The sequence below is a fragment of the Arthrobacter sp. UYP4 genome (assembly GCF_057291175.1).
In genome coordinates, this window is record NZ_JBXAVU010000005.1 from 97,878 (window position 1) to 118,550 (window position 20,673).

The 20,673-nt window shown below is 69.8% G+C and carries 25 protein-coding genes and 1 riboswitch; of the genes, 14 read left to right on the forward strand and 11 right to left on the reverse strand.

Annotated features, from left to right (window positions below):
* Nucleotides 1-109: 109 nt before the first annotated feature.
* The gene (locus AC0Z9V_RS16275) at nucleotides 110-361 is read right to left on the reverse strand and encodes a hypothetical protein (RefSeq protein ID WP_208740206.1); all 252 of its coding nucleotides are present in this window, start codon (nucleotides 359-361) and stop codon (nucleotides 110-112) included.
* A gap of 379 nt (nucleotides 362-740) precedes the next feature.
* Between AC0Z9V_RS16275 and AC0Z9V_RS16280 the strand changes: the two genes are divergently transcribed.
* Nucleotides 741-1,580, forward strand: coding sequence for a DNA-formamidopyrimidine glycosylase family protein (locus AC0Z9V_RS16280; protein ID WP_485142120.1), 840 nt, complete (start codon nucleotides 741-743; stop codon nucleotides 1,578-1,580).
* Here the strand turns inward: AC0Z9V_RS16280 and AC0Z9V_RS16285 are convergent.
* Nucleotides 1,539-2,810, reverse strand: coding sequence for a glycoside hydrolase family 26 protein (locus tag AC0Z9V_RS16285; protein ID WP_485142121.1), 1,272 nt, complete (start codon nucleotides 2,808-2,810; stop codon nucleotides 1,539-1,541). The genes AC0Z9V_RS16280 and AC0Z9V_RS16285 overlap by 42 nt on opposite strands.
* Before the next feature lie 17 nt (nucleotides 2,811-2,827).
* Nucleotides 2,828-2,902, reverse strand: a riboswitch (cyclic di-GMP riboswitch).
* Between the two features lie 327 nt (nucleotides 2,903-3,229).
* Here AC0Z9V_RS16285 and AC0Z9V_RS16290 point away from each other — a divergent pair.
* Together AC0Z9V_RS16290 and AC0Z9V_RS16295 are read left to right on the forward strand one after the other, a co-directional pair.
* The gene (locus AC0Z9V_RS16290; protein ID WP_208740246.1) at nucleotides 3,230-3,901 is read left to right on the forward strand and encodes a peroxiredoxin-like family protein; all 672 of its coding nucleotides are present in this window, start codon (nucleotides 3,230-3,232) and stop codon (nucleotides 3,899-3,901) included.
* A 111-nt stretch (nucleotides 3,902-4,012) separates the two neighbouring features.
* Nucleotides 4,013-4,471 carry a GNAT family N-acetyltransferase gene (locus AC0Z9V_RS16295; protein WP_459267967.1) on the forward strand — a complete coding sequence of 153 codons (459 nt, stop codon included), beginning with the start codon at nucleotides 4,013-4,015 and terminating at the stop codon, nucleotides 4,469-4,471.
* Between the two features lie 12 nt (nucleotides 4,472-4,483).
* Here the strand turns inward: AC0Z9V_RS16295 and AC0Z9V_RS16300 are convergent, their stop codons facing one another.
* The gene (locus AC0Z9V_RS16300; RefSeq protein ID WP_485142122.1) at nucleotides 4,484-4,972 is read right to left on the reverse strand and encodes an aminoacyl-tRNA deacylase; all 489 of its coding nucleotides are present in this window, start codon (nucleotides 4,970-4,972) and stop codon (nucleotides 4,484-4,486) included.
* A gap of 23 nt (nucleotides 4,973-4,995) precedes the next feature.
* Nucleotides 4,996-6,030 (reverse strand): LacI family DNA-binding transcriptional regulator, encoded by a 1,035-nt coding sequence (locus AC0Z9V_RS16305; RefSeq protein WP_485142123.1) that lies wholly within the window; start codon nucleotides 6,028-6,030, stop codon nucleotides 4,996-4,998.
* A 111-nt stretch (nucleotides 6,031-6,141) separates the two neighbouring features.
* On the opposite strand from AC0Z9V_RS16305, the gene AC0Z9V_RS16310 reads away from it, so the two are divergent.
* The 3 genes from AC0Z9V_RS16310 (at nucleotide 6,142) to AC0Z9V_RS16320 (ending at nucleotide 8,719) form a co-directional block, all read left to right on the forward strand.
* The gene (locus AC0Z9V_RS16310; RefSeq protein WP_485142124.1) at nucleotides 6,142-6,876 is read left to right on the forward strand and encodes a sugar phosphate isomerase/epimerase family protein; all 735 of its coding nucleotides are present in this window, start codon (nucleotides 6,142-6,144) and stop codon (nucleotides 6,874-6,876) included.
* Entirely contained in the window at nucleotides 6,873-7,979 is a 1,107-nt protein-coding gene (locus AC0Z9V_RS16315) for a Gfo/Idh/MocA family protein (protein WP_459287625.1), read from the forward strand. The genes AC0Z9V_RS16310 and AC0Z9V_RS16315 overlap by 4 nt, the downstream gene beginning before the upstream one ends.
* Before the next feature lie 107 nt (nucleotides 7,980-8,086).
* Entirely contained in the window at nucleotides 8,087-8,719 is a 633-nt protein-coding gene (locus AC0Z9V_RS16320; RefSeq protein ID WP_133081378.1) for a uracil-DNA glycosylase family protein, read from the forward strand.
* A 58-nt stretch (nucleotides 8,720-8,777) separates the two neighbouring features.
* On the opposite strand, the gene AC0Z9V_RS16325 is transcribed toward AC0Z9V_RS16320, so the two are convergent.
* The 4 genes from AC0Z9V_RS16325 to AC0Z9V_RS16340 form a co-directional block, all read right to left on the reverse strand.
* Nucleotides 8,778-9,125 (reverse strand): hypothetical protein, encoded by a 348-nt coding sequence (locus AC0Z9V_RS16325; RefSeq protein ID WP_485142125.1) that lies wholly within the window; start codon nucleotides 9,123-9,125, stop codon nucleotides 8,778-8,780.
* Nucleotides 9,126-9,337: 212 nt separating this feature from the next.
* Complete coding sequence (locus tag AC0Z9V_RS16330) at nucleotides 9,338-9,550, reverse strand: hypothetical protein (protein ID WP_133081376.1); 213 nt, start codon at nucleotides 9,548-9,550, stop codon at nucleotides 9,338-9,340.
* 43 nt (nucleotides 9,551-9,593) lie between these two features.
* Entirely contained in the window at nucleotides 9,594-10,064 is a 471-nt protein-coding gene (locus tag AC0Z9V_RS16335) for a MarR family winged helix-turn-helix transcriptional regulator (RefSeq protein ID WP_485142126.1), read from the reverse strand.
* A gap of 108 nt (nucleotides 10,065-10,172) precedes the next feature.
* Nucleotides 10,173-10,676 carry a DUF1801 domain-containing protein gene (locus AC0Z9V_RS16340; RefSeq protein ID WP_485142127.1) on the reverse strand — a complete coding sequence of 168 codons (504 nt, stop codon included), beginning with the start codon at nucleotides 10,674-10,676 and terminating at the stop codon, nucleotides 10,173-10,175.
* Nucleotides 10,677-10,805: 129 nt separating this feature from the next.
* On the opposite strand from AC0Z9V_RS16340, the gene AC0Z9V_RS16345 reads away from it, so the two are divergent.
* From AC0Z9V_RS16345 to AC0Z9V_RS16355, 3 genes are read left to right on the forward strand one after another with little or no spacing between them, the layout of a single operon-like run.
* A complete protein-coding gene (locus AC0Z9V_RS16345) occupies nucleotides 10,806-11,870 on the forward strand; it encodes a spore photoproduct lyase family protein (protein WP_133081598.1) in 1,065 nt (354 codons plus the stop codon).
* A gap of 54 nt (nucleotides 11,871-11,924) precedes the next feature.
* Nucleotides 11,925-13,088, forward strand: coding sequence for a glycoside hydrolase family 26 protein (locus AC0Z9V_RS16350; protein WP_485142128.1), 1,164 nt, complete (start codon nucleotides 11,925-11,927; stop codon nucleotides 13,086-13,088).
* On the forward strand, nucleotides 13,085-13,825 hold the full coding sequence (locus AC0Z9V_RS16355; protein ID WP_485142129.1) for a YqjF family protein: 741 nt from the start codon (nucleotides 13,085-13,087) through the stop codon (nucleotides 13,823-13,825). Before AC0Z9V_RS16350 ends, AC0Z9V_RS16355 begins: the two co-directional genes overlap by 4 nt.
* Before the next feature lie 52 nt (nucleotides 13,826-13,877).
* Here AC0Z9V_RS16355 and AC0Z9V_RS16360 read toward each other — a convergent pair whose 3' ends face one another.
* Nucleotides 13,878-14,576: an SDR family oxidoreductase gene (locus AC0Z9V_RS16360; RefSeq protein WP_208740057.1), complete on the reverse strand. Its 699-nt coding sequence runs from the start codon at nucleotides 14,574-14,576 to the stop codon at nucleotides 13,878-13,880.
* A 159-nt stretch (nucleotides 14,577-14,735) separates the two neighbouring features.
* On the opposite strand from AC0Z9V_RS16360, the gene AC0Z9V_RS16365 reads away from it, so the two are divergent.
* The 3 genes from AC0Z9V_RS16365 (at nucleotide 14,736) to AC0Z9V_RS16375 (ending at nucleotide 17,221) form a co-directional block, all read left to right on the forward strand.
* Nucleotides 14,736-15,146 carry a YybH family protein gene (locus tag AC0Z9V_RS16365; RefSeq protein ID WP_485142130.1) on the forward strand — a complete coding sequence of 137 codons (411 nt, stop codon included), beginning with the start codon at nucleotides 14,736-14,738 and terminating at the stop codon, nucleotides 15,144-15,146.
* Nucleotides 15,147-15,261: 115 nt separating this feature from the next.
* Nucleotides 15,262-16,572: a purine-cytosine permease family protein gene (locus AC0Z9V_RS16370; protein WP_485142131.1), complete on the forward strand. Its 1,311-nt coding sequence runs from the start codon at nucleotides 15,262-15,264 to the stop codon at nucleotides 16,570-16,572.
* On the forward strand, nucleotides 16,559-17,221 hold the full coding sequence (locus tag AC0Z9V_RS16375; RefSeq protein ID WP_485142132.1) for a cyclase family protein: 663 nt from the start codon (nucleotides 16,559-16,561) through the stop codon (nucleotides 17,219-17,221). Before AC0Z9V_RS16370 ends, AC0Z9V_RS16375 begins: the two co-directional genes overlap by 14 nt.
* Before the next feature lie 137 nt (nucleotides 17,222-17,358).
* On the opposite strand, the gene AC0Z9V_RS16380 is transcribed toward AC0Z9V_RS16375, so the two are convergent.
* Together AC0Z9V_RS16380 and AC0Z9V_RS16385 are read right to left on the reverse strand one after the other, a co-directional pair.
* Nucleotides 17,359-18,222 (reverse strand): aldo/keto reductase, encoded by an 864-nt coding sequence (locus tag AC0Z9V_RS16380; RefSeq protein WP_133081369.1) that lies wholly within the window; start codon nucleotides 18,220-18,222, stop codon nucleotides 17,359-17,361.
* A 74-nt stretch (nucleotides 18,223-18,296) separates the two neighbouring features.
* Complete coding sequence (locus AC0Z9V_RS16385; protein ID WP_485142133.1) at nucleotides 18,297-18,512, reverse strand: hypothetical protein; 216 nt, start codon at nucleotides 18,510-18,512, stop codon at nucleotides 18,297-18,299.
* A gap of 522 nt (nucleotides 18,513-19,034) precedes the next feature.
* Between AC0Z9V_RS16385 and AC0Z9V_RS16390 the strand changes: the two genes are divergently transcribed.
* On the forward strand, nucleotides 19,035-20,279 hold the full coding sequence (locus AC0Z9V_RS16390; protein WP_485142134.1) for a type IV secretory system conjugative DNA transfer family protein: 1,245 nt from the start codon (nucleotides 19,035-19,037) through the stop codon (nucleotides 20,277-20,279).
* The gene (locus tag AC0Z9V_RS16395) at nucleotides 20,276-20,671 is read left to right on the forward strand and encodes a DUF4913 domain-containing protein (RefSeq protein WP_485142135.1); all 396 of its coding nucleotides are present in this window, start codon (nucleotides 20,276-20,278) and stop codon (nucleotides 20,669-20,671) included. The genes AC0Z9V_RS16390 and AC0Z9V_RS16395 overlap by 4 nt, the downstream gene beginning before the upstream one ends.
* The last annotated feature ends 2 nt before the right edge of the window (nucleotides 20,672-20,673 follow it).

The following is a 20,673-nucleotide window of genomic DNA, read 5'->3' on the forward strand; positions in this document are numbered from 1 at the left end:
CTGGTCGGCAAGCAATCCCAACGCTAGGAGTTCCCCTCCGGGGCTACAACGCCACGTGGCACCCGGCGGCCGGTTGCCACGATTCGTGGGCGGGTGTAGGCGCCGGCGGTCAGGAGGAGCGGAGGACGGGTTCGACGACGTCGGGCCGGACCGGGGAGGAGCCGGGCTGCTGGTCCCTGCGATCGAGCTCCTCGGTGAGTTCCTCGTGCCGGATCTCGGTCTCCATGGCCGCTTCGCCGTCGGTGGCGTATTCGTGGTCGAGCTCGCGGTGGATCTTGCTGTTGAGGACCTCGACCTCGGGCAGCTCGAGTGCTGTGAGGTCTTCCGGGAAGTCGTCGGAGGGCGTGAGTCTGGTTCTCAAGGGGGTGCCTGTTCGGTGGTGGGACGGGACACTGCGATCGGGCCCGCTTCTAGACCACGCATGCCGGGCGAACCCGGCAGGGCAAGCCAAAAGAGTACCGGCTCGACCGCCCGGAACGGAAGCCGCCCGGCGCTACGTCGACGTGTTCTTCGCCTGCCGGTCCGTGAGGTCGCGATCGGCCAGGAGCACGCCGCCCATCAGGAGCCGGAAAGCGCGGGCCATGCCTCCCGGGCGAGGAGTCCGGGAGGGCAGAGCCACGGAGCGACCGGTGGGCGCAGGCGGTCGACACGAGCGGGTCGTGCGCCCGGTCTTCCCGGACCGGGTGTCGGTGGCGGGGGCTAGCCTGCCCTGATGGATGCCGGAGCGAGCAGGAGGTGCGATGCCCGAGGGTGACAGCGTGTTCCGGCTGGCGGCACGGCTGAGGCGGTCCCTCGACGGGCGACTCCTCCGCCGTGGCGATCTGCGTGTCCCCGCCCATGCCACGAGTGCACTGGACGGACTGCGGGTGGTGGAGCACGTGACGCATGGCAAGCACCTGCTGACGCGGCTGGACGGCGGACTCACCCTCCACACGCATCTGCTCATGCAGGGCTCCTGGACGGTCACCGCCGCGGGCAGGAAGCTGCCGCGCGCACTGCTGCCCGACGCACGGGTGATCCTCGAGGTCGAGGACGGCCCCACCGCCTACGGACTGAACCTTCCCGTCGTCGACCTGCTGCCCACGCGGGCGGAGGCCGATGTCGTCGGGCACCTCGGACCCGATCCGCTGCGCGACGACTGGTCCGCGGAGGAGGCGGCCACCAGGCTGTGCCGAGATCCCGCCGAACGGGTCGCCGCGGCCCTGCTCGACCAGCGCAACGTCGCCGGCTTCGGCAACCTCTGGGCCAACGAGCTGTGCTTCCTGCGCGGCATCCACCCGGACACCCCCGTGGCCGACACCGACATCCCCGCGCTCGTGGCGCTCGGCGCACGATGCCTGCGGTTCTCCGCCGTCCAGCCCGGTGCCCATCAGGTCACCACGGGCACGACGCGCAAGGGCGAGCAGCACTGGGTGGCCGGCCGGGCCGGGAAGCCGTGCCTGCGCTGCGGCACCACCGTGTGCGTCCGTGCCGAGGTCCCCGGTGATCCGGGCCGCCGCCGGACCTGGTGGTGCCCGCGCTGCCAGCCGTTGCGGCAGTCAGCGCCGGGTGGCGAGCGCCGCCGCGAAGGCGTCGGCTGACGCTGCCGTGCTGTTGATGCGCCAGTCGGCCTCCTTCGCGATGTGGAACCAGACGAGGGCGACGACGTCCGGCTGGGCGGAGAGGTAGCCGACCAGGTTCGTGATCCACTGGGGCTTCGATCCGCCGACCTCCGAGGACGCGGTCTCGGCGATCAGGACGGGTTTTCCCGGAGCGAGCCGGCGGAGCTGCGCGATCCCCTCGCCGAAGACCGCCTCCGGTTCCTGCCAGCTGCCCCCCGACGGGGAGGTGCCCCAGTTGTAGCCGTCGAGTGCCACGGCGTCGACGTACCCGCTGCCCGGATAGAGACCGTCGAGGGGGACGGAGCCCCAGTAGGGCACGTTCGGGTTCCAGACCCAGCTGATGTTGGTCGCACCGGTCGACGCGACGACGTCGTGCACGTGCTGGTAGGCCGCGACGTAGTCTCCCGTCCCGTTGCCGTTGACGCCTTCCGCCCAGGGGTACCAGTTCCCGTTCATCTCGTGGGCGAAGCGGAGGTACACCGGCTGGCCCCACCGGCCCAGGGCCGTACCCCATTCGCGCAGGTAGGCGTCGAAGTCGCCGGCTGCGATGCGGTCCAGCGAGTAGGCGGGCTGCGCGGTGCCGCCGCCCCAGGTCCAGGGCTCCCAGGTCAGGAGGGTCTCGGCGCCCCTCGCTCGGACGGCGTCGAGTTCGGCGATGGGCGCGGGCTGGTTGAAGTCCTTATAGGACAGGACGATCGAGGGCGCCTCGCCGGCGAGGGCCGTCACCTCGTCCAGTTCCGCGCCGGCAGCCGGCCCGCCATTTGTGCCCACGCCGAACCGGATCGCCTTGGCTGTGCCGCTCGGCACGGGGGTGGGCTCGACGACGGTGAAGCGGGCGGTCGCGACCGCGTTCCCGGCCGTCGCGGTGACGGTCACGGTGCCCGCAGCGGCGGGCATGACGATCGACGCCTGGAAGGCGCCGCCGGCGGTCGTGGTCACGGCCACCCTGGCGGTTCCGGCGACGACGGTACCCTTGGTCCGTTTCGGGAACCCCGCACCCGAGACGGACACGGACGCACCGGGTGCACCGGAGACGCTACCCAGCGTGATCGTCGCAGCGGCCTGCGCGGGGGGAGGGGTCAGCCCGAGGAGCAGGACCGAGATCACGGCGAAGAAGAGGGGGAGCCGGTGGGCGGTGGTCCGTGCCGAAGCGGCAGCGGGAGGGGGAGCGGCGGGGGGAGTCTCGGGTGGAGTCGCGGGTGGAGTCATGGTCGGCACCTAGCTGGTTCGGTAGCCCGGCTGACCGCAGGGGTCCCGTGGCTTTGCGTCCCCGGCTCGCGCCGGGTTTGCCGTTGTCGCCGGGCGGTCGCCCGGGCGCCGGAGGTCCCCGCCGCGGCGGGGCTCCTCCACCATTGTCCCGGAGGTCGTCGTCGGACGGTGGCGGGGCGCCTGAAGGATGCCAGAGGATTCCTGCAGGTCTTCCGCAGCATGCCCGGATCGCCCGCCGGCACCGCTGGAACCGGCCTCGTGGGACGGGCGGAACCGGTCTCAGTCCTCGGTGCGCCGCGGTGGCGGGCGGTGCGGACTATGACGCGGACGGACCGGCGCTCTGGGAATTCGCGGTGACGTGCACCACAATGGGTCCTGCTGCGGGATCGAGGCACCCGCGGTGTTGTTGAGGGGGACAGATGAAGCAGAGACCGGCGTTCACGAACACCATCGCATTCCAGATCGACGAGTACAGGCCGACGTTCGAGGCGCAGGTCGGCCCTGCCCTCGCAGCGGTCTTCGCCCGTGAGCAGGAGGATCTCCGCCGCGCCGGGATCCCCCCGGGGACGGCGCACGCGGGCGACCTGCTCCCCGATGCCGTCCTGCACGACGAGCACGGCCGCCAGGTGCGTCTGGGCGAGGTGCTCGGGGCCGCGGCGGCCATCCTGGTGTTCTACCGCGGTTCGTGGTGCCCGTACTGCAGCATCGCGCTGAAGACGTACCAGCGCGAGCTCCGCCCCGTCGTCGAGGCGTTCGGGACTCGGCTCATCGCGATCAGCCCCCAGGCCCCCGAAACCGCCGTCGCGGCCGCACGCGCCGCGGGACTGCGCTTCGAGCTGTACTCGGACGAGGGCAACGCCCTCGCCTCGCGCCTCGGGATCGTGACGGTGCCCAGCGCGGAATCCGAGGCGGCACGCGCAGCCCTGGGCATCGACGTCGCAGGCACCAACATGGACCGCACCGCAGCCATCCCGTTCCCCACGGTGGTCGTCGCCGACGCCACGGGCACCATCCGCCTCATCGACGTCCGGGTGGACTACACGACGCGCACGGAGACGTACGACATCATCGAAGCCCTGATCGCCCTGTAACCCGCACCCCCCGAGGCAGGCGCCGGTAGGATCACGGCGTGCCGTGCCGGAACACACCCGTCCCGGTCGACGGTGCCGCCGCGCCCACAACACCGAGAGGACAGGCCCTGCATGGAGCTGACGATCGAACGCGTGCCCTTCGACGCCCCCGACGCCGAGGCGCTGCGCAACGCCCAGCAGGCCGAACTGCACGTGCGCTACGGCAGCGAGGACCACGAGCCCGGAGAGTCCCCTACCGCGGACAACGTGCCCTTCTTCGTCGTCGCCCGGGCAGCGGATGGAACGGCCGTCGGCTGCGGGGGCCTGCGCCCGCTCGGCGACGGAGGTCTCGAGGTGAAGCGGATGTATGTGCTTCCCGAGCGCAGGGGCCAGGGCGTCGCGACGGCGATCCTCCGACGGATCGAGGAGCAGGCGCTCGCCATGGGCAGCAGGACGCTGCTGCTCGAGACGGGCACGGAGCAGCCCGACGCCATGCGGTTCTACGAGCGTGAGGGGTACCACCGCATTCCCGCCTTCGGCCTGTACGCGGGCGAGGCACACTCGGTCTGCTACGCCAGGCTCCTCGACTGAGAAGGCCCGCCGTCAGGTTCCCGGGATCTCCGTGGTGATGTCACCGAGGGTTGCCGAGAGGGATGCCAGGAGTGCATCCGCGTCCGTGAACAGCAGGAAGTCCCGGGATCCCGAGCCCATGCCGATCCGCCGTCCCCGGATCCGCTCGTCGGCATAGACGGGAAGGGCGCTCCTGCTGCCCAGTGGCGTGATGGTCCCGGACTCGTAGCCGGTGAGTTCGAGGGCGCTCGCGGGCGGCACGAGCGAGGCCTTGTTCACGGCCAGCAGCGCGCGGAGCCTGGACCAGTCGAGGCGTCTCGTCCCCGGGATCAGGACGAAGACGGTCGTCCCGCCGCTGACCTTGACCACCAGGGTCTTCACTCCGTCTTCCCCGGTGAGGCCCTGGACCGCCGCCGCGTCGTCGAAGGTGCCGTCCTCGTCCCGGGGCACCAGGGATACCCCGAGTCCTCGGGCTGCTGCATCGAGCTCGGCGGGAAGGGGGCGGGCATTGGCGGTGTCCATCGCCCCATCGTAGGTGCCGCCCGTCAGGCCCGGCCGGCTGGGAGCACAGCCGTGCTGGCCCGCACCACGAGGTCGCTCCCCGGCATCGAGCGGGTCCGGGCCTCCCCGGAGTCGAGCAACGCGAGCAGCAGTTCGGCGGCGATCCGGCCCTGCTGCCCCGGGTTGCGCGCCAGGGCCGTGACCGCGGGCGAGGCCAGCCGGCAGTGCAGGGAGTCGTCCCAGCTCACGATCGCGACGTCCCCCGGGCAGCGCAGCCCGAGCTCGCCGAGGGCCAGCAGGCCGCCCATCGACATGAGGTCGTTGCCGAACACGACCGCGGTCACCGGCTCCGCGGGGGCGTTGAGGAGCGCTACGAGGGCGTCGCGCCCGGCGTCGAGCGCGTAGGTGGCCTCGTGCAGCACCACCTGCATCCCGTACCCGGCCGCACGTTCCCGCACCCCCCGGATCCGCTCCTCCTCGTGCAGGAAGGTGTGCGGCCCGGTGACATGGGCGATCCTGCGATGGCCGCCCTCGTGGAGGTGGTCGACGATGGTCGCGGCGTCGACGGAGTGGTCCGTCGTCGTGCCCGCGAACCTGTGCGGTGCGCCGGTCCCGGGCGCGCCGTGCAGCACGAAGGGCAGCCCGAGCCGGGTCAGCAGGGCGGGGCGCGGGTCGTCGTGCAGGTGGTCGAAGACCACGACGCCATCGACCTTCCGCTCACCGGCCCACCGCTCGTAGATGAGCTGCTCCTGTGCCGGGTCCTTGCCCACCATCCGCAGCATCAGGGCCATGTCCGCCTGCGCGAGTGCCGCTTCGATCCCGGTGAGCAGGCCCATGTAGTAGGGCTCGGTCCCGATGAGCAGGGGATCCGCCGAGAGCACCATCCCGACCGCGCCGGCCCGCGAGCGTGACAGGGCGCGAGCGGAGGAACTCGGGTACCACTCGAGCTCCTCCGCGAGGTCCAGGACGCGGCGCCGGGTCAGCTCGCTGACACCCGGCTGGCCGTTGAGGGCGTAGGAGACGGATGCCTTCGAAATGCCCAGCCTCTTCGCCAGGCCGGCGATGGTTTCCTTGGCCATGGCCTACACGATAGCGCCACCCATCCCTTGACCCGCTCCGGGTGATCACCTAGGTTCGACCTAGGATCTGAACCGGTTCAGTACACCCTGTTCTCAGCGAGGAGAATCTCCGTGACGTATTCACTCCAGCTCTACACCCTGCGGGCGGCGATGGGGGAGGACCTGCCGGGCACCATCCGGCGCGTCGCCGAGCTGGGCTACACCGCCGTCGAGCCGTACAACTTCGTCGCCACGGCGGACGAGCTGGCCGAAGCGCTGTCGGCCAACGGACTCACCGCGCCGTCCGGCCATGCGCCCCTGCTCCGTGCCGACCAGGACGAGATCTTCGACGCCGCACGCACGCTCGGCATCGGAACGGTGATCGACCCGCACGTCGAGCGTTCCCACTGGACCACGGCCGCCGACATCGAGGCCACCGCCCAGGCGCTGAACGCCGCGGCGAAGAAGGGCGCGGAGTACGGCATCACCGTGGGCTACCACAACCACGAGTTCGAGCTCGAGGAGCGTATCGACGGCGTCTCCGGGCTCGAGGTCCTCGCCGGCCACCTCGATCCCGAGGTGGTCCTCGAGGTGGACACCTACTGGGCCGCGGTTGGGGGCGAGGATCCCGTCGAGCTGCTCCGGCGCCTCGGCAGCCGCGTGCGCTTCGTCCACATCAAGGACGGCCCGCTGACCAAGGACGACAAGGAGCAGGTCGCCGTCGGCTCGGGCAGCATGCGCGTCTGGGACGTACTCGACGCCGTCCCCGGCCTCGAGGCGGCCGTCGTGGAACTCGACGACTTCGACGGCGACATCTTCACCGCCGTCGCCGACAGCCTGGCCTACCTGAGCGAGGGGAAGAAATGAGTACCGGCCCGGTCGGCGTCGCCGTCATCGGCGCAGGCGTCATCAGCAAGGAGTACCTGACCAACCTCACGGGCTTCCCCGACGTGACGGTGCACATCGTCGCCGACATGGTCGAGGAGGTCGCGGCCGCCCGGGCAGCGGAGTTCGGGGTCCCGTCATCCGGTGGCGTGCAGGACGCGCTGAGCCATCCCGACGTCGAGATCGTCGTCAACCTGACGATCCCCGCGGCCCATGTCGAGGTGGCCACGGCGGCAGTGCAGGCCGGCAAGCACGTGTGGAGCGAGAAACCCTTCTCACTGGACCGCGAGAGCGGTCTCGGCCTGCTGAAGACGGCGGACGCTGCCGGCCTCCGTCTCGGCTGTGCTCCCGACACATTCCTCGGTGCAGGACTCCAGACCGCGCTGCGCATGGTGGCGCGCGGCGACATCGGCGTCCCCCTGACGGCGCTGACCCTCATGCAGTCGCCCGGTCCCGAGTCCTGGCACCCGAACCCGGCATTCCTCTTCCAGGAGGGCGCCGGGCCGCTGTTCGACATGGGGCCCTACTACCTGACCACACTCGTCCAGACGTTCGGTGCCATCACCAGGGTGGCGGGCCTCGGCTCGAGATCCCGGGACACCCGGACCATCGGATCGGGGCCGAAGGCCGGCGAGGTCTTCGACGTCACGGTCCCGTCGCACGTCAGCGCGATCGCGCAGTTCGCGAACGGGGAGTCCTCGCAGAGCATCTTCAGCTTCGACTCACCCCTCAAGCGCGCGGGCTTCGTGGAGGTCACGGGGACCGAGGGCACGCTCGCGTTCCCCGACCCGAACTTCTTCACCGGCGACCTGATGCTGACCCGACCCGGAGCCGAGGAGCCGGAGACCATCGCGGCGGTCGGTGCGTCCTCGACCCGCGGCAGCGGCGTGCTGGAGATGGCTCGTGCCCTCCGCGAGGGCCGTCCGCACCGCGCCCAGGGCGAGACGGCGTACCACGTGCTCGACGCCATGGTCTCGATCTCGGAGAGCATCGCGACCGGCGAGTTCGTCCCGCTCTCGAGCACGGCGACCGCGGCCGAGCCGCTGCCCGAGGACTGGGATCCGTACGCCTCCACCCTGTCCTGATCCCGGGGGCCGGGGTGTCGGCGGAGCACTGGCGTAGGCTGGAATCCTGCGGACACGTTAGCGCCACCTCTGGCGCCGTTCGCGAGGAGGCGGAATTGGTACAGCGCATGGCAGATCCCACGTATCGGGCCCAGCAATGGGAACAACGCTACGATCCCCAGATCGAGGACGTGAACCGCCTGTGCGACACGCTGGCCGAGTCGAAACCGGGGTCGGCCGTGCCGTACATCGACCCCGTCCACGATGTCGACGGATGCAAGATCGTCAGTCTCTTCTCGAGCCCGGGCTCCTCGTTGCCGTCGGGATTCGTCTCCTTCGAGAACGACGACCCGAGTTCCATCCGCATGGCCGGGATCTACGAGGCGGTCGGGCTGCCGCCCGAGGCGGTCATGCCCTGGAACGCCTACCCCTGGTACCTGCCCGAGGGCAAGGAGCGTGCGCTCACCATGGACCAGATCTCCGACGGGGTCAAGCCGCTCCTGACATTCCTCCAGCAGGTTCCGCGGGCCTCGGCGCTCGTCGCCCACGGGGCGGACGCGCACAAAGCTGCACGGCGCCTGATGAAGCTCGAGAACCGCGCCATCATGAAGCGCGGCTTCAAGATCTACGAGGTACGCTCCCCGGGCGAGCGGGCGTTCAAGGGCACCCCCGCGAACCAGGAGCTGTGGCTGAAGGACATCCAGTCGGCCTACGCCGACGCGATGGGCCGGGCCGGGCTGCGTTCCCGCCAGTCCATCTAGGATCTCCGGAGTCGACGCAGAAAGGCGGGGCCCATCGGGCCCCGCCTTTCTGCGTGGCTCAGGCCGATCCGCACATCGCGTGCAGCCCGGCCTCGACGGGAGCGTCGTCCTCCGTGTGTCCGAGGGTCAGGCCGCGGAGGGTCGCCGAGATGTCCTCGAGGGACTGCAGGACCCATGCGAAAGCTTCCTCGTCCATGACCTGCCCCTCCTTGCCGTGCGTCGACGAGCGGTGCGCCAGGGCGAGGCGGGCCACGGTCCCCTCGAGGGTCTCCAGCGCTGCATGCGTCTGTGCGGCGAGGTGGTCGGCCGTGGCGGGCCCGCGGCCGCCGGACACCATGCGGAGGGCGGTTCTGGGCAGCCCGGAGGCGTGGGAAGGCGTGCTGGCAGACGGGCGCTGTGCGCTCATGGATCGAGACCTCTTCTAAGTCAAGACGGCGCCCTTGAATCCCCCGGGCAGAAAAAGATTGACTACGACAGTCTGCCACCCGCCGAACCGGTTCCCTATGGATTCGGGCTCAGGAATTCCACAAAATTACCGGTCGGTAGCATCAAGGCCCGCACGACGGCGGCGACGGGAGCTGCGCCGCTGCTGCCGCCACCGCGCAGGACAGGCCCTGCCTACTCCTCCCGGCGCGTGGTGAGGTAGGTGGAGCCGTCCGGATTGCGCACCACGGTCCACTGCTGCAGTTCCTCCTGACGCAGCCGTTGCGCCTCGTCGTCGCGGTAGACGATCGGTCCCTCGGTGGTGCCGCGCTGGGCGGGACCGAAGAACATCCGCAGCTTGCCCGTGGCGGTCATGAAGCGGGCGGACAACGGTTGCTTCTCGGTCATCGGAGATCCTTTCGAGGGTGTCGGTCCACGGGGGCGGGGGAAGTCACGGAGTACTCCGCCCGCCGGTCGAGGCCGGCAGGTGGGTGCCGGTGGCCCGGATGATCCCGTGCATGGCGTCGTTGAGAGTGTCCACCTGCTCGCGCGTCAGGCCGAGCCGCTCCATCATGGTCGCCGGCACGTCGAGGGCATCGGTGCGGAGGTCCCGGCCCGCAGTGGTGAGCTCCACCGCCAGCGCCCGCTCGTTGCCCGGGACGCGTGTCCGGGTGAGCAGGCCGAGGGCCTCCAGCCGCTTGAGCATCGGCGAGAGCGTGGCGGACTCCATGGCGAGGGCCTGTCCGATGCTGCGGACGGTGCGGGGGCTCTCCTCCCACAGCGCGAGCATCACGAGGTACTGCGGATGCGTGAGGTTGAGCTTCTCGAGGACCGGCCGATAGGCGCCCACCACGCTCCGGGACGCGACGGATAGCGCGAAGCACAGCTGGCGCTCGAGCAGGAGGTCGTCGTCGGTGGTCAAGGATCCTCCGGATCGGACGGTGACGAATAGGTGTGTACTGATGATTAGTGTACTACTTTTTCCGGACACCCGGGAACAGGAGGCGCCGGCATCCCCGCGGTCCCGTGATCAGGGGTGTGCTGATCCTGGGCGTCGTCGCGGGCCGACGGTGCCGGCGGTTGCGGCCGTCGATGCCGCCGGGGACGGGTCCGACGAGGCGGAGTCCCCGGTCACCAGGAATGCGTGCCCACGCAGCACGAGCTCCTCGAGAACGTCCAGGTCGATCCCGGCGAGGGACGTCACGTACAGGCAGCCCGCACCACGCCGGTGTCTGCCGAGGCGCGGCAGCAGCGCCTCCGCTCCGGGAGCGGCGAGCAGCCCGTACAGGGATTGCGCCGACGCCCGCGGGGAGAATCCCACGGCCAGGGCATCCCCCTCGTGGCCGGAGGCGTACCTGTAGTGGTAGCTCCCGAAACCGATCATGGTCGGGCCCCACATCACGGCGGGTTCCCGGGTCGCACGGCCCATCAGGTCGAGGAGCACGACGGCGTCGGCCCGCCGGACCGGGTGCGCGATCGCGTCGACGAAGGCCCGGGGATCCTCCTCCGTCGGTTGCGTGAGGAGCTGCGCCATGACCATTCCCTTCCCTCGGGTGCGCCCGCGGCGCCGATCCTGCCACTCTAGGGGCGCGCGGCTCCCGCCCGGAAGTGTCGGTGGCGGCCGATACTCTGGCCGCACACCACCGACACGAAGGGTTGCATGCTGCAGGCCAACAAGCTGCTCCAGATCAGCAGGATCTATGTCGAGCCGGCCGCTGCCGCGCTGCCCCGGGGCCAGGAGATCCTCGCGCGCTGGCCGGAGGCGGACGTCGTCGAGGTGGCGAGCCACTGGCGCATCCCCGAACTCAGCGGGGACGAGGCGAACGTGCGTCGCTGGGTCCGCATCAAGACCGAGGCGCTCATCATCGGCGTCAAGAAGACCCTCACCGCCAAGCCCAACGGCAGATCCGCCGACTTCATCGCCCCCTCCACCGCGAACGGCTGCGCCATGGCCTGCGCGTACTGCTACGTGCCGCGCCACAAGGGGTACAGCAACCCGATCACCGTCTTCGCCAACATCGACCAGATCGGCGGCTACCTCGAACGGCACGTCGCGCGGCAGGGCCTCAAGCTGGAGCCGAACCAGTGCGACGACCACGCCTGGGTCTACGACATCGGCGAGAACAGCGACTGCTCCGTCGATGCGCTCGTCAGCGACAACGTGCGCGACCTCGTGCACCTCTACCGCGAGCTGCCCACGGCCAAGCTCTCCTTCGCCACCAAGTACGTGAACCGGGACCTGCTGACCTGGGACCCGCAGGGGCGCACCCGGATCCGCTTCTCGCTCATGCCCGAGAAACTCGCGCGCACGGTGGACGTCCGCACGACGCCGGTGGCGGAGCGGATCGCCGCCATCAACGACTTCGTGGACGCCGGCTACGAGGTGCACGTGAACTTCTCGCCGGTCATCATCACGCCGGGCTGGCAGGAGGACTGGCGGGAGCTCTTCCGCCAACTCGACGCGTCGCTCTCGCCCGCGGCGAAGCAGCAGCTCGCCGCGGAGGTCATCTTCCTCACCCACAACCAGCAGCTGCACGAGGTCAACCTCGGCTGGCACCCGCAGGCCGAGGAGATCCTCTGGCGCCCGGACCTGCAGGAGACCAAGCGATCCCAGAACGGTTTCACCAACGTGCGGTACATCGCCTACGAGAAGCGGGGCTATCTCGACGAGCTCCTCCGCCTGGCCTCGGCCGAGCTGCCCTACTGCCGGATCCGCTACGCGTTCTAGCAGCGGCGGCGGGGGTGGTACGCTGGGCCGCCGATCCGGTTGTAGATTGGCTCCGTGGTCTCACACCTTGCGCGGATGCTTCCCGTGCTTCTCCTCCTTGCCCTGTGCGCATGCAACATCAATCCCTCGGCGGTCCCCTGCGAGGTCGTCGACGGGCGGAAACTCGCTCCGACGGAGGGCACGCTCATGGGCGTGAACCTCGAATGGGGCAGGGAGACGCTCGCCGAGTACTCGGACAAACTCGGCGAGCGTCCCGCGGTCGCCGTGACGTTCGCGGATTTCCCGTTCAGGGAGGAGGATCCGGGTCTGATCGCGTCGGCCGCGGAACAGTTGCGGCAGAACGGCGGCACGCTGCTGCTGACTCTCGAACCGATGGAGGGCCTGGAGGCGGTGACCGGCCAGCATGCCGATGATCTCGCAGCGATGCTTGCGGACTTCAATACCAATGGTGTCCCGGTGATCGTGCGCTTCGCGCACGAGATGAACGGCTCGTGGTACCCGTGGGGACAGCAGCCCGGCGAGTACATCGCCGCCTTCCGGCGGGTCGCCGACGCCGTCCACCGTGACGCGCCCGGCTCCGCCATGATGTGGGCGCCGAACTACGCCGGCGGCTACCCCTTCGCGGGCGGCACCTACGAAGCACTCCCCGGCGCGACGGGGTTCGCGGAGCTCGACACCACCGCGGACGGGGTCCTCACGGCCTTCGACGACCCCTACGCGCCGTACTACCCGGGCGACGACGCCGTGGACTGGGTGGGGATGTCCCTGTATCACTGGGGGAGCACCTATCCGTGGGGGGAGAGCGAGATGCCGGAGGATGGCAAGTTCATCGATCAGCTGACCGGGACCTACCACGGCAGCAACGGCGATGAATCGATGCTGCCGGACTTCTACGCGGACTACGGCGTGGACCACGGCAAGCCCGTCGCCATCCCGGAGACCGCGGCGCTCGTGACGGATGACATCGGCGGGCTCCGCACACTGAACATCAAGCGTGCCTGGTGGGAGCAGGTCTTCGACCCGGCCGTGCACGAGCACTTCCCGCAGCTGCGGATGGTGAACTGGTTCGAGTGGAACAAGGTGGAACCCGAGGTGGGCGCGGCCGTGGACTGGACCGTGGCCGAGGACCCGGACATCCGGTCGGCCTTCACGGCCGCGCTGCCCGAGTGGTACCGCTTCGCGGCGGAACGCGACGAGTGCGGGGAGCCCCTGTCATGACCACGGACGGCCGGGACCCCGGCTGGCAGCTCGCCCCCGACCTGCCGGCGCCCGTCATCATGGACCAGTTCTGGGCGGATGCCGTGTTCCTGCACTGGCGGATCGCCGCTGACGCCGTGCAGCGCTTCATGCCGCCCGGCGTCACCCCGGACGTGGTGGACGGTTCGTCCTGGGTCGGGCTGATCGGCTTCCGGATGGTCGGAGCCGGGCTCGGCCGGGGCCTGCCCGTGCCCTATCTCGGGTCCTTCACCGAGATCAATGTGCGGCTCTACTCGCGGGGTCCGGACGGTACGCGCGGCGTGGTCTTCGTGACCCTCGACGCGTCCCGCCTCGCCGTGGTGCTCGCGGCGCGGGCGGGCGGCATCCCCTACGTGTGGTCGAGATGCGCACCGCTCCAGCGGGGCGGGGATGCGCAGCGGGAGTACGGGTACGACGTCGTCCGGTACCGCCGGCAGGCGACGTCCCGCTTCGTCGCCCGTCCCGAGCTGGAGCGCACCGCGGAGGACGTCCTGTCCCTCGAACTCACCGCCCGCTTCGGCCTGCACAGCGCCCTGGCCGGCCGGACGCTCTACATCCCCAACACCCATTCCCCCTGGCCGCTCCACCCGGCCACGCTGACAGAGTTCGACGACGGACTGCTCGGTGCGGCGGGGCTCCGGGTCGAGGGTCCGCCGGAGTCGGTGCTGTTCTCCCCGGGAGTGCAGACGCAGTTCGGCAGGCCCCGAGTGGTCGGCTAGCGGCCCCGGACGCAGGACCTGTGCCGGTCGGCTGCCGCCGCTGGAGTGTGGGTCAGCCGAGCGTGATGCCGGAGGGCCGGATGCTGAGGGTCTCGATCGCCGACTCCTGTGTCGCATCGACGGCGAGCCGGACGGCCTTCGCCACCTGGTCCGGGCGGATCCATGCCTCAGGCCGGTAGTCCCTGCCCTCCCATGCATGCAGTTCCTCCTGCATGTCGGTGGCGACCCTGCCCGGGTGGATGGAGCTGACCCGCACACCGTGTGGCCGCTCCTCCTCCCGCAGCGCGTCCGTGAGGGCCCGCAGCGCGAACTTGGTGCCGCTGTAGACGGCCGACCCGGCGCCGGAGGTGTACCCGGACCCGCTGTTGATGGCGATGATCTGGCCCGAAGCGGCGCGCAGTGCCGGCAGCAGCGCCCGCGTGAGGGACGCGACCGCGAACACGTTGACCTCGAAGCTCTCGCGCCAGGCATCGTCGGACAGTTCCGCGACCGGCCCCATCCGGAGCACGCCCGCCGAGTGGACGAGGACGTCCAGGCGCGGGATCCCTGCCACGGCGGCGGCCACCTGCCCGGCGTCGCGCAGTTCCGCCGCGAAGGGTTCCGCGGACGGGAACGACGACGACAGGTCCGCCAGGGCGGTGAGGTCACGGCCGCCGAGCAGCAGGTGGTGCGTGGAGCCGAGCTCGTCGGCGATGGCGCGGCCGATACCGCGGGAGGCGCCGGTGATGAGGGCGACGGGGTTCGGTGACATGCCCTCACCCTAGCAATGCGGGGGAGGCCGTCCGGCGTTCCCCGGCCGACGGCGAGGCCGTGCTCCGTTGACAACGTCGCCCACGTCACACACACTCACTGGACAACAAATGTTCACCTGTGGGCAACCTGAGGGTGACGGTGGAAGGGACGACGCTCGATGACCGATGCACATCTCACGGAGGAGGACGTGCTCCACGCGGCCGCCGCCCTCGTGGAGGCCTTCCGTGCGACCGACACGCAGGCATACTTCGCCTGCTTCGCCGAGGACGCGACCTTCGTCTTCCACACCGAGGACCGCAGGCTCGGGTCGAGGGCCGCCTACGAGCAGCTGTGGTCGACGTGGCTCGACGCGGGGTGGCGCGTGACGGACTGCTCCAGCAGCGACCGGCGCGTGCAGCTGCTCGGGGACGTGGCGGTCTTCACGCACGACGTCCGCACCACCACGGAGACCGCCGGAGAGTCGGAGACCACCCGGGAGCGCGAGACGATCGTCTTCCGCCGCTCGGACGGCACCATCACGGCGGTCCACGAACACCTCAGCCCCACCCCCCACGACGACCGGAAGTAAGACCACCATGACGGCAGGAACCCCTCCCACCTCGGCCTACTGACGCCTGTCGGACCACCTCGACCGGAACTCCGACGGCTACGGCCCACTGCGCGGCACGCTCGGTACGGCCCGGATGGGCATGATCTGGCTCGCCGCGAACCTCGTGGTCACCACCCTCCTCACCGGCACCCTGTTCGTCCCCGGCATCAGCTGGCCGCTCGCCGTCGCCATGATCGTGCTGGGCACGCTCATCGGCGGCTCGGTGCTGGTCCTGGTGGGCAACATGGGCACGCGCACCGGCCTGGCGACGATGTCCCTGACGAAGGGGTCCTTCGGGCTGCGGGGGTCCTTCCTGCCGGTGGCCGCGAACGTCATCACGCTCATGGGCTGGAGCTGGGTGCAGGCGATGCTCGCCGGCGTGACCGTGAACTTCCTCGTCGAGCAGGCCACCGGGTTCTCGAGCCCCGTCCTCTTCTCGGTGCTGTGCCAGTTGCTGGTGGTGTGCCTGGCGATCTTCGGCCACACCGGGATCGCCCGCGTGGAGCCGTGGCTCGCCCTCGTGATCCTCGCCTTCATGGCGTACATCTTCACCACCGCGTTCCTCGCCTACAGCCCCGCGGACATCGCCGCCATCCCGCAGGACACGGCAGCGGGCTGGACGGGTGTCGCCGCCCTGGACGTCGTGATCGCGACGGCGATCTCCTGGACGGTGCTGTCCGCGGAGTTCAACCGCCTCGCGCGCACGCAGTCGGCGGGGATGATCGGTTCGGGGATCGGGTACATGCTCTCCACCGTGCTCGCCATGACGCTCGGCGCCACGGCCATCGGCTACGTGGTGCTCGACGGCGGGGAGGCCGTGCCGTTCGATCCCACCGTGATCGTCGCCTCCTTCGGTGCTCCGCTCGCCGTCGTGATCTTCCTGTCCGTCATGGCCACCAACACCATGGTGGTCTACGGCATGGTGGCCTCCGTCGTGAACATGGTGCCCTCCCGGCGCGTCACGTTCCTGCCGACCGCGATCGTGCTCGGCGTCATCTCGATCCTCGGCTCCACCTGGCTCGCGCTCCTGAACCAGTTCACGGCCTTCCTGACGGTGATCGGCGCCCTGTTCATCCCCGTCTTCGCCATCATGATCGTCGACTACTACGTGGTGCGCTCCCGCCACTACGGCCGGGACATCCTCCGTGCCAGCGGCGGCGAGTACTGGTACACCGGGGGAGTGAACGTGGCCGCGGTCCTGGTCTGGCTCCTCGGAGCCGGCGCATCGCTGCTCCTCACCTATGTCGTCCCCAGTCCGATCGGAGCGACCATCCCGACCTTCGTGCTGTCCGCCCTGCTCTACTTCGCCTGGGCGGCGGCGTCACGACGTATCAGCCGCGACGGGCACCCGCGTGTCCATCTCCTGGATCTCCCGGAGAAGCAGGGCGTCCGTGCGGATCGTTGACCTCTCGCAGCCCGTCCGTACCGGGATGCAGGTCTACCCGGGTGATCCGGAGGTCGTCCTGACCACCGTCGCGACGGTCGCCGAGGACGGGTACCAGGTGGCCTCGCTCCACGCCGGGTCCCACACGGGCACCCATCTCGACGCGCCCCTCCACTCGATCGCGGGCGGGCAGGCCGTGGACGACATCGACCTCGGCCGGCTGGTGGGGCCGGCACGCATCGTGCAGTGCACCGGTCTGGCTCCGCACGAGATCATCACCTGGGCCTCCGTGGAGGGCCAGCTGCAGGACCTGACGGGCCAGGCGATGGTGCTGTTCCATACCGGCTGGTCCGCCTGGTTCGGCAGCGGACACTATCTGGAGCACCCCGTCCTGGCGCCCGAGGTCGCCGAACTGCTGCTCGCGGCGGGTATCACGGTGGTCGGCGTGGACACCCTCAATCCCGACCCGACCCTGCGCAACGGCGGACGGCTGCCGTTCCACGCGGCACTGCTCGGGGCCGGCGGCGTGATCATCGAGAACCTCGCAGGTCTCGCTGCCGTGACCTGGGACCAGCCCGTCGTCTCCGTGCTGCCGCTCGCCCTCGCCGGGGCGGACGGGGCTCCCGTCCGCGCCGTCGCCATGCAGCCGGACGGGCCGGGCGGCCGCTAGCGCCCGTTCCGGTCGTCGGGGCGGGTGCCGGCGGGCCCTCCCGGGGCGGTCCGGCCCCGACGGGGAACGGCACCCCTACGACACGGGGATGCCCGCACCCCTGGCGGGTGCGGGCATCCCCGTGTTCGGGAACGGGCCTACTTCGTGCCGGACAATGTCCCGATCTCGTCGGCCGAGAGTTCGAGGTCCGAGGCGCGTGCCGAGTCCTGCACGCTCTCGGGCCGCGACGCGCCGGGGATCGGGAGAACCGTGGGTGACAGGGCCAGTTCCCAGGCCAGGCATACCTGCTGGGGGCTGACGCCGTGCCTGTCGGCGATCTCCTGGAACGGCGTGAAGTGCTCGCCGAGTCCGCCTGCCTTCTTGATGCCGCCGAGGGGGCTCCACGGCAGGAAGGCGATGCCGTTCTCGCCGCAGTACCTCAGCTCGTCCTCGCTGGACCGGAAGGCCGGCGAGAACTGGTTCTGCACGGATACCAGCCGGCCGCCGAGGATCTCGTTGGCCTGCCGGATCTGGTCCACGGTGGCGTTCGAGATGCCGGCCATGCGGATGACGCCCTCGTCCAGCAGGTCCCTGAGGGCCCCGATGGAATCCTCGTAGGCGACCTCCGGATCCGGACGGTGGTACTGGTACAGGTCGATGGCGTCGCCGCCGAGGCGCTTGAGGGACGCCTTCGCGGCCTCCTTGAGGTAGTCCGGGCGACCGTTCAGCGTCCATGATCCGTCGCCGGGCCGCAGGTGGCCACCCTTGGTCGCGACCAGCACGGACGAGCTGTCGGCGCCGTAGGTGGCCAGTGCCTTCGCGATGAGCACCTCGTTGTGGCCCACCTCGTCCGCGTCGCGGTGGTACGCGTCCGCGGTGTCGATCAGGGTGATCCCGGCGTCGATCGCTGCATGGATGGTGCGGATGGAACGGTCCTCGTCGGGGCGTCCCTCGATGGACATGGGCATTCCGCCCAGTCCGAGGGCGCTGACGGTGATACCGCCGAGTGTGCGTTGCTGCATTGTCGTTCTCCTCTGGATAGACGTGCAGCTGTCATCGTACGCACGGACCGGGTTTTGGTCCCCACGGCAACAAATCACTTGCCGAGCGTGAAGATCCGTCGTACCACGCGGCCCTCGGAGAGCGCATCGAGACTTTCGTTGAGATCCTCGAGGGGGTGCGTGTCCGTGTGGAGCAGTTCGACGGGCAGCAGGCCGCGCCGCCACAGGTCCAGGTGGGCGGGGATGTCGCGCTCGGGTACGGCGTCACCCATGTAGGAGCCGAGCAGGCGCCGCCCCATGCCGGCGAGCACCGGGCCCCCAACACGAGCCAGGCGTGGGCCGCAGCACAAGCAAAAGTAAGCCGATGACGGTGACCCCATGACGAATGCTTTGAAGAACGAGGAGAACGCATCCGTTGTCCTGTTCTCCTTCCTGGCCCTGGCCGCGTTCGTCGCGGTCGCCCTGATCCACCTCGGGGAAGCCTTCACCCCTGTTCCCACCGACCTGTCATGGAACCCGATCACCTTGGCGATTGGTCTTGCCACGGGGGATCCGTGGCCGGCGGCCGCGGGCTGGCTGCTCGGGGCGGAAGCGGTCGTGGTCATCGCGGTCCTTGCGTGGGGGACCACCCGCCCTGTGTCCAGGACCGCCGAGGCGTCCCGTCGGATGAGTCCTGGCGGGAAGATGCGTCCGGCGATGCTTGATGCCCGCCTCACCGAAGCAGCCGGCCTCCACCCAGACGTGGAGGGCATCGCCCGGGCCTCACGATTGGGTACGCCGGCGACACCGGCACCAAAGCCGTTATCCAGGGTTGGAGGGAGTGCTCGACCCATGTGTGGGGGACCGGGCGGGGCAAGACGACAACGCAGGTCGTCCGGCACGCCACCGAAGCCCCTGGCCCGTACATCATGACCAGTAACAAGGTCGACGGCGTCGCCGAAGTCCTGGCCGCGCGCTCCGACACCGGGACGGTGTGGCTGTTCGACCCGCAGCGGATTTGGCGGGACAGCCACCGGCCCGCCATGATCTTCAACCCGCTCACAAGTGTCACCGACACGGTAAGCGCCGGCGAGGTCGCGTCGATCTTCGAGACCTCCTCCGCCCCGAACGCCGGCCAGGGCAGGGGGGATGCCCAGTTCGACTCGCAGGGACGCGACTTCCTGGCCTGGTGCCTCCTCGCAGCCGCGAGACATGGAGACACCATTAAAGACGTTATGCGGTGGGTTTCCTCGGCGGACTTCATGGAACCAGCCGAGCTGCTCGAACGGGCGGGCCACGCTGGTCCTGCGTCGGCGTTGAAGGGCATGAGCGCCCAGCCAGAGGACACCCGCGGGTCCGTGGCCGCCAGTGCGCAGCGCATGACCTCAGCGTTGGTACACGACGAGCTCGTGGCGTGGTCGACGCCGACCCCAGGTGTGCCGGTCTTCGATCCGGCCCGGTTCGTGACCGGCACGGACACCCTGATCCTGCTTTCGCAGGACGCCGCCGGCTCGGGTGCAGCGTTTGTGTCCACCTTTGTCTACGCGGTGTTCACCGCCGCGCAGCAGGCCGCCCGGCGGGCTGGAGGTCGCCTGCCGGTGCCGCTGGTGGCTGACCTGGATGAGGTCGGGAACGTCGTCAAACTCAAGCAGCTCCCGGAGTGGTATTCGTTCTTCGGGTCCATGGGCATCGTTGTCAGCGCCTACTTCCAGACCCGCGGGCAGGGCATGGCCATGCTCGAGCGCACCGGGTGGGACACCCTGTGGTCCGCGGCCGCGATCAAGGTCTACGGCGGCGGATCCGACGACACACAATTCCTCGAATCCCTGTCCAAGACGATCGGCCAGTACGACGCGAGAATCCGCAGCAGCTCGACCTCGAGGAACGGGTCCTCCCGGTCAGTGCAGACCCAGCGCCGCGACATCATGTCCTTCTCCCAGCTCTCCGAACTCCCTGCCAACCGGGCGTGGGTGAAGACCTCCACCGGCGGCGGAACTATCGTCCGCACCGTCCCCTGGTTCCGCGACAAGACCATCAACGCCCGTATCGGGGAAACAGTCGACCGCATCAAGGGTCAAAAAACAGCGATGTCGTCATGACTGGAACCACCAACACGACCGCGAGTGGTACCGAACCTAACGGTCAGGGCGAGGGGGCAGAGCTCACCTACACCCCGGAGGATCTCGTGGACTGGGTGGAAAGCCTCGTCGCGATACTCGAGTCCGTGGATCGGTCGCAAAACCAGTACTGGTGCTCCCAGTGGTGGAACCACCCAGAAGCCGTCGACCGGTTCCGCGCACTGTACGAGCAATGGCTAGACGCGCAGGCAAACGGGGGGATGTCCTCCTGGTGGATCGACCACTTCGATCGCCACGCCACAGTCCTCTTCGTCAAGCGAGGCCCGTTCGGGGAATGCGGGACAACGCACGTCCGAAAGACCGCCCGGCGCATTCTTGCTACCGAGCAGCCGCCTCACAACTGGTCCTGGTAGCT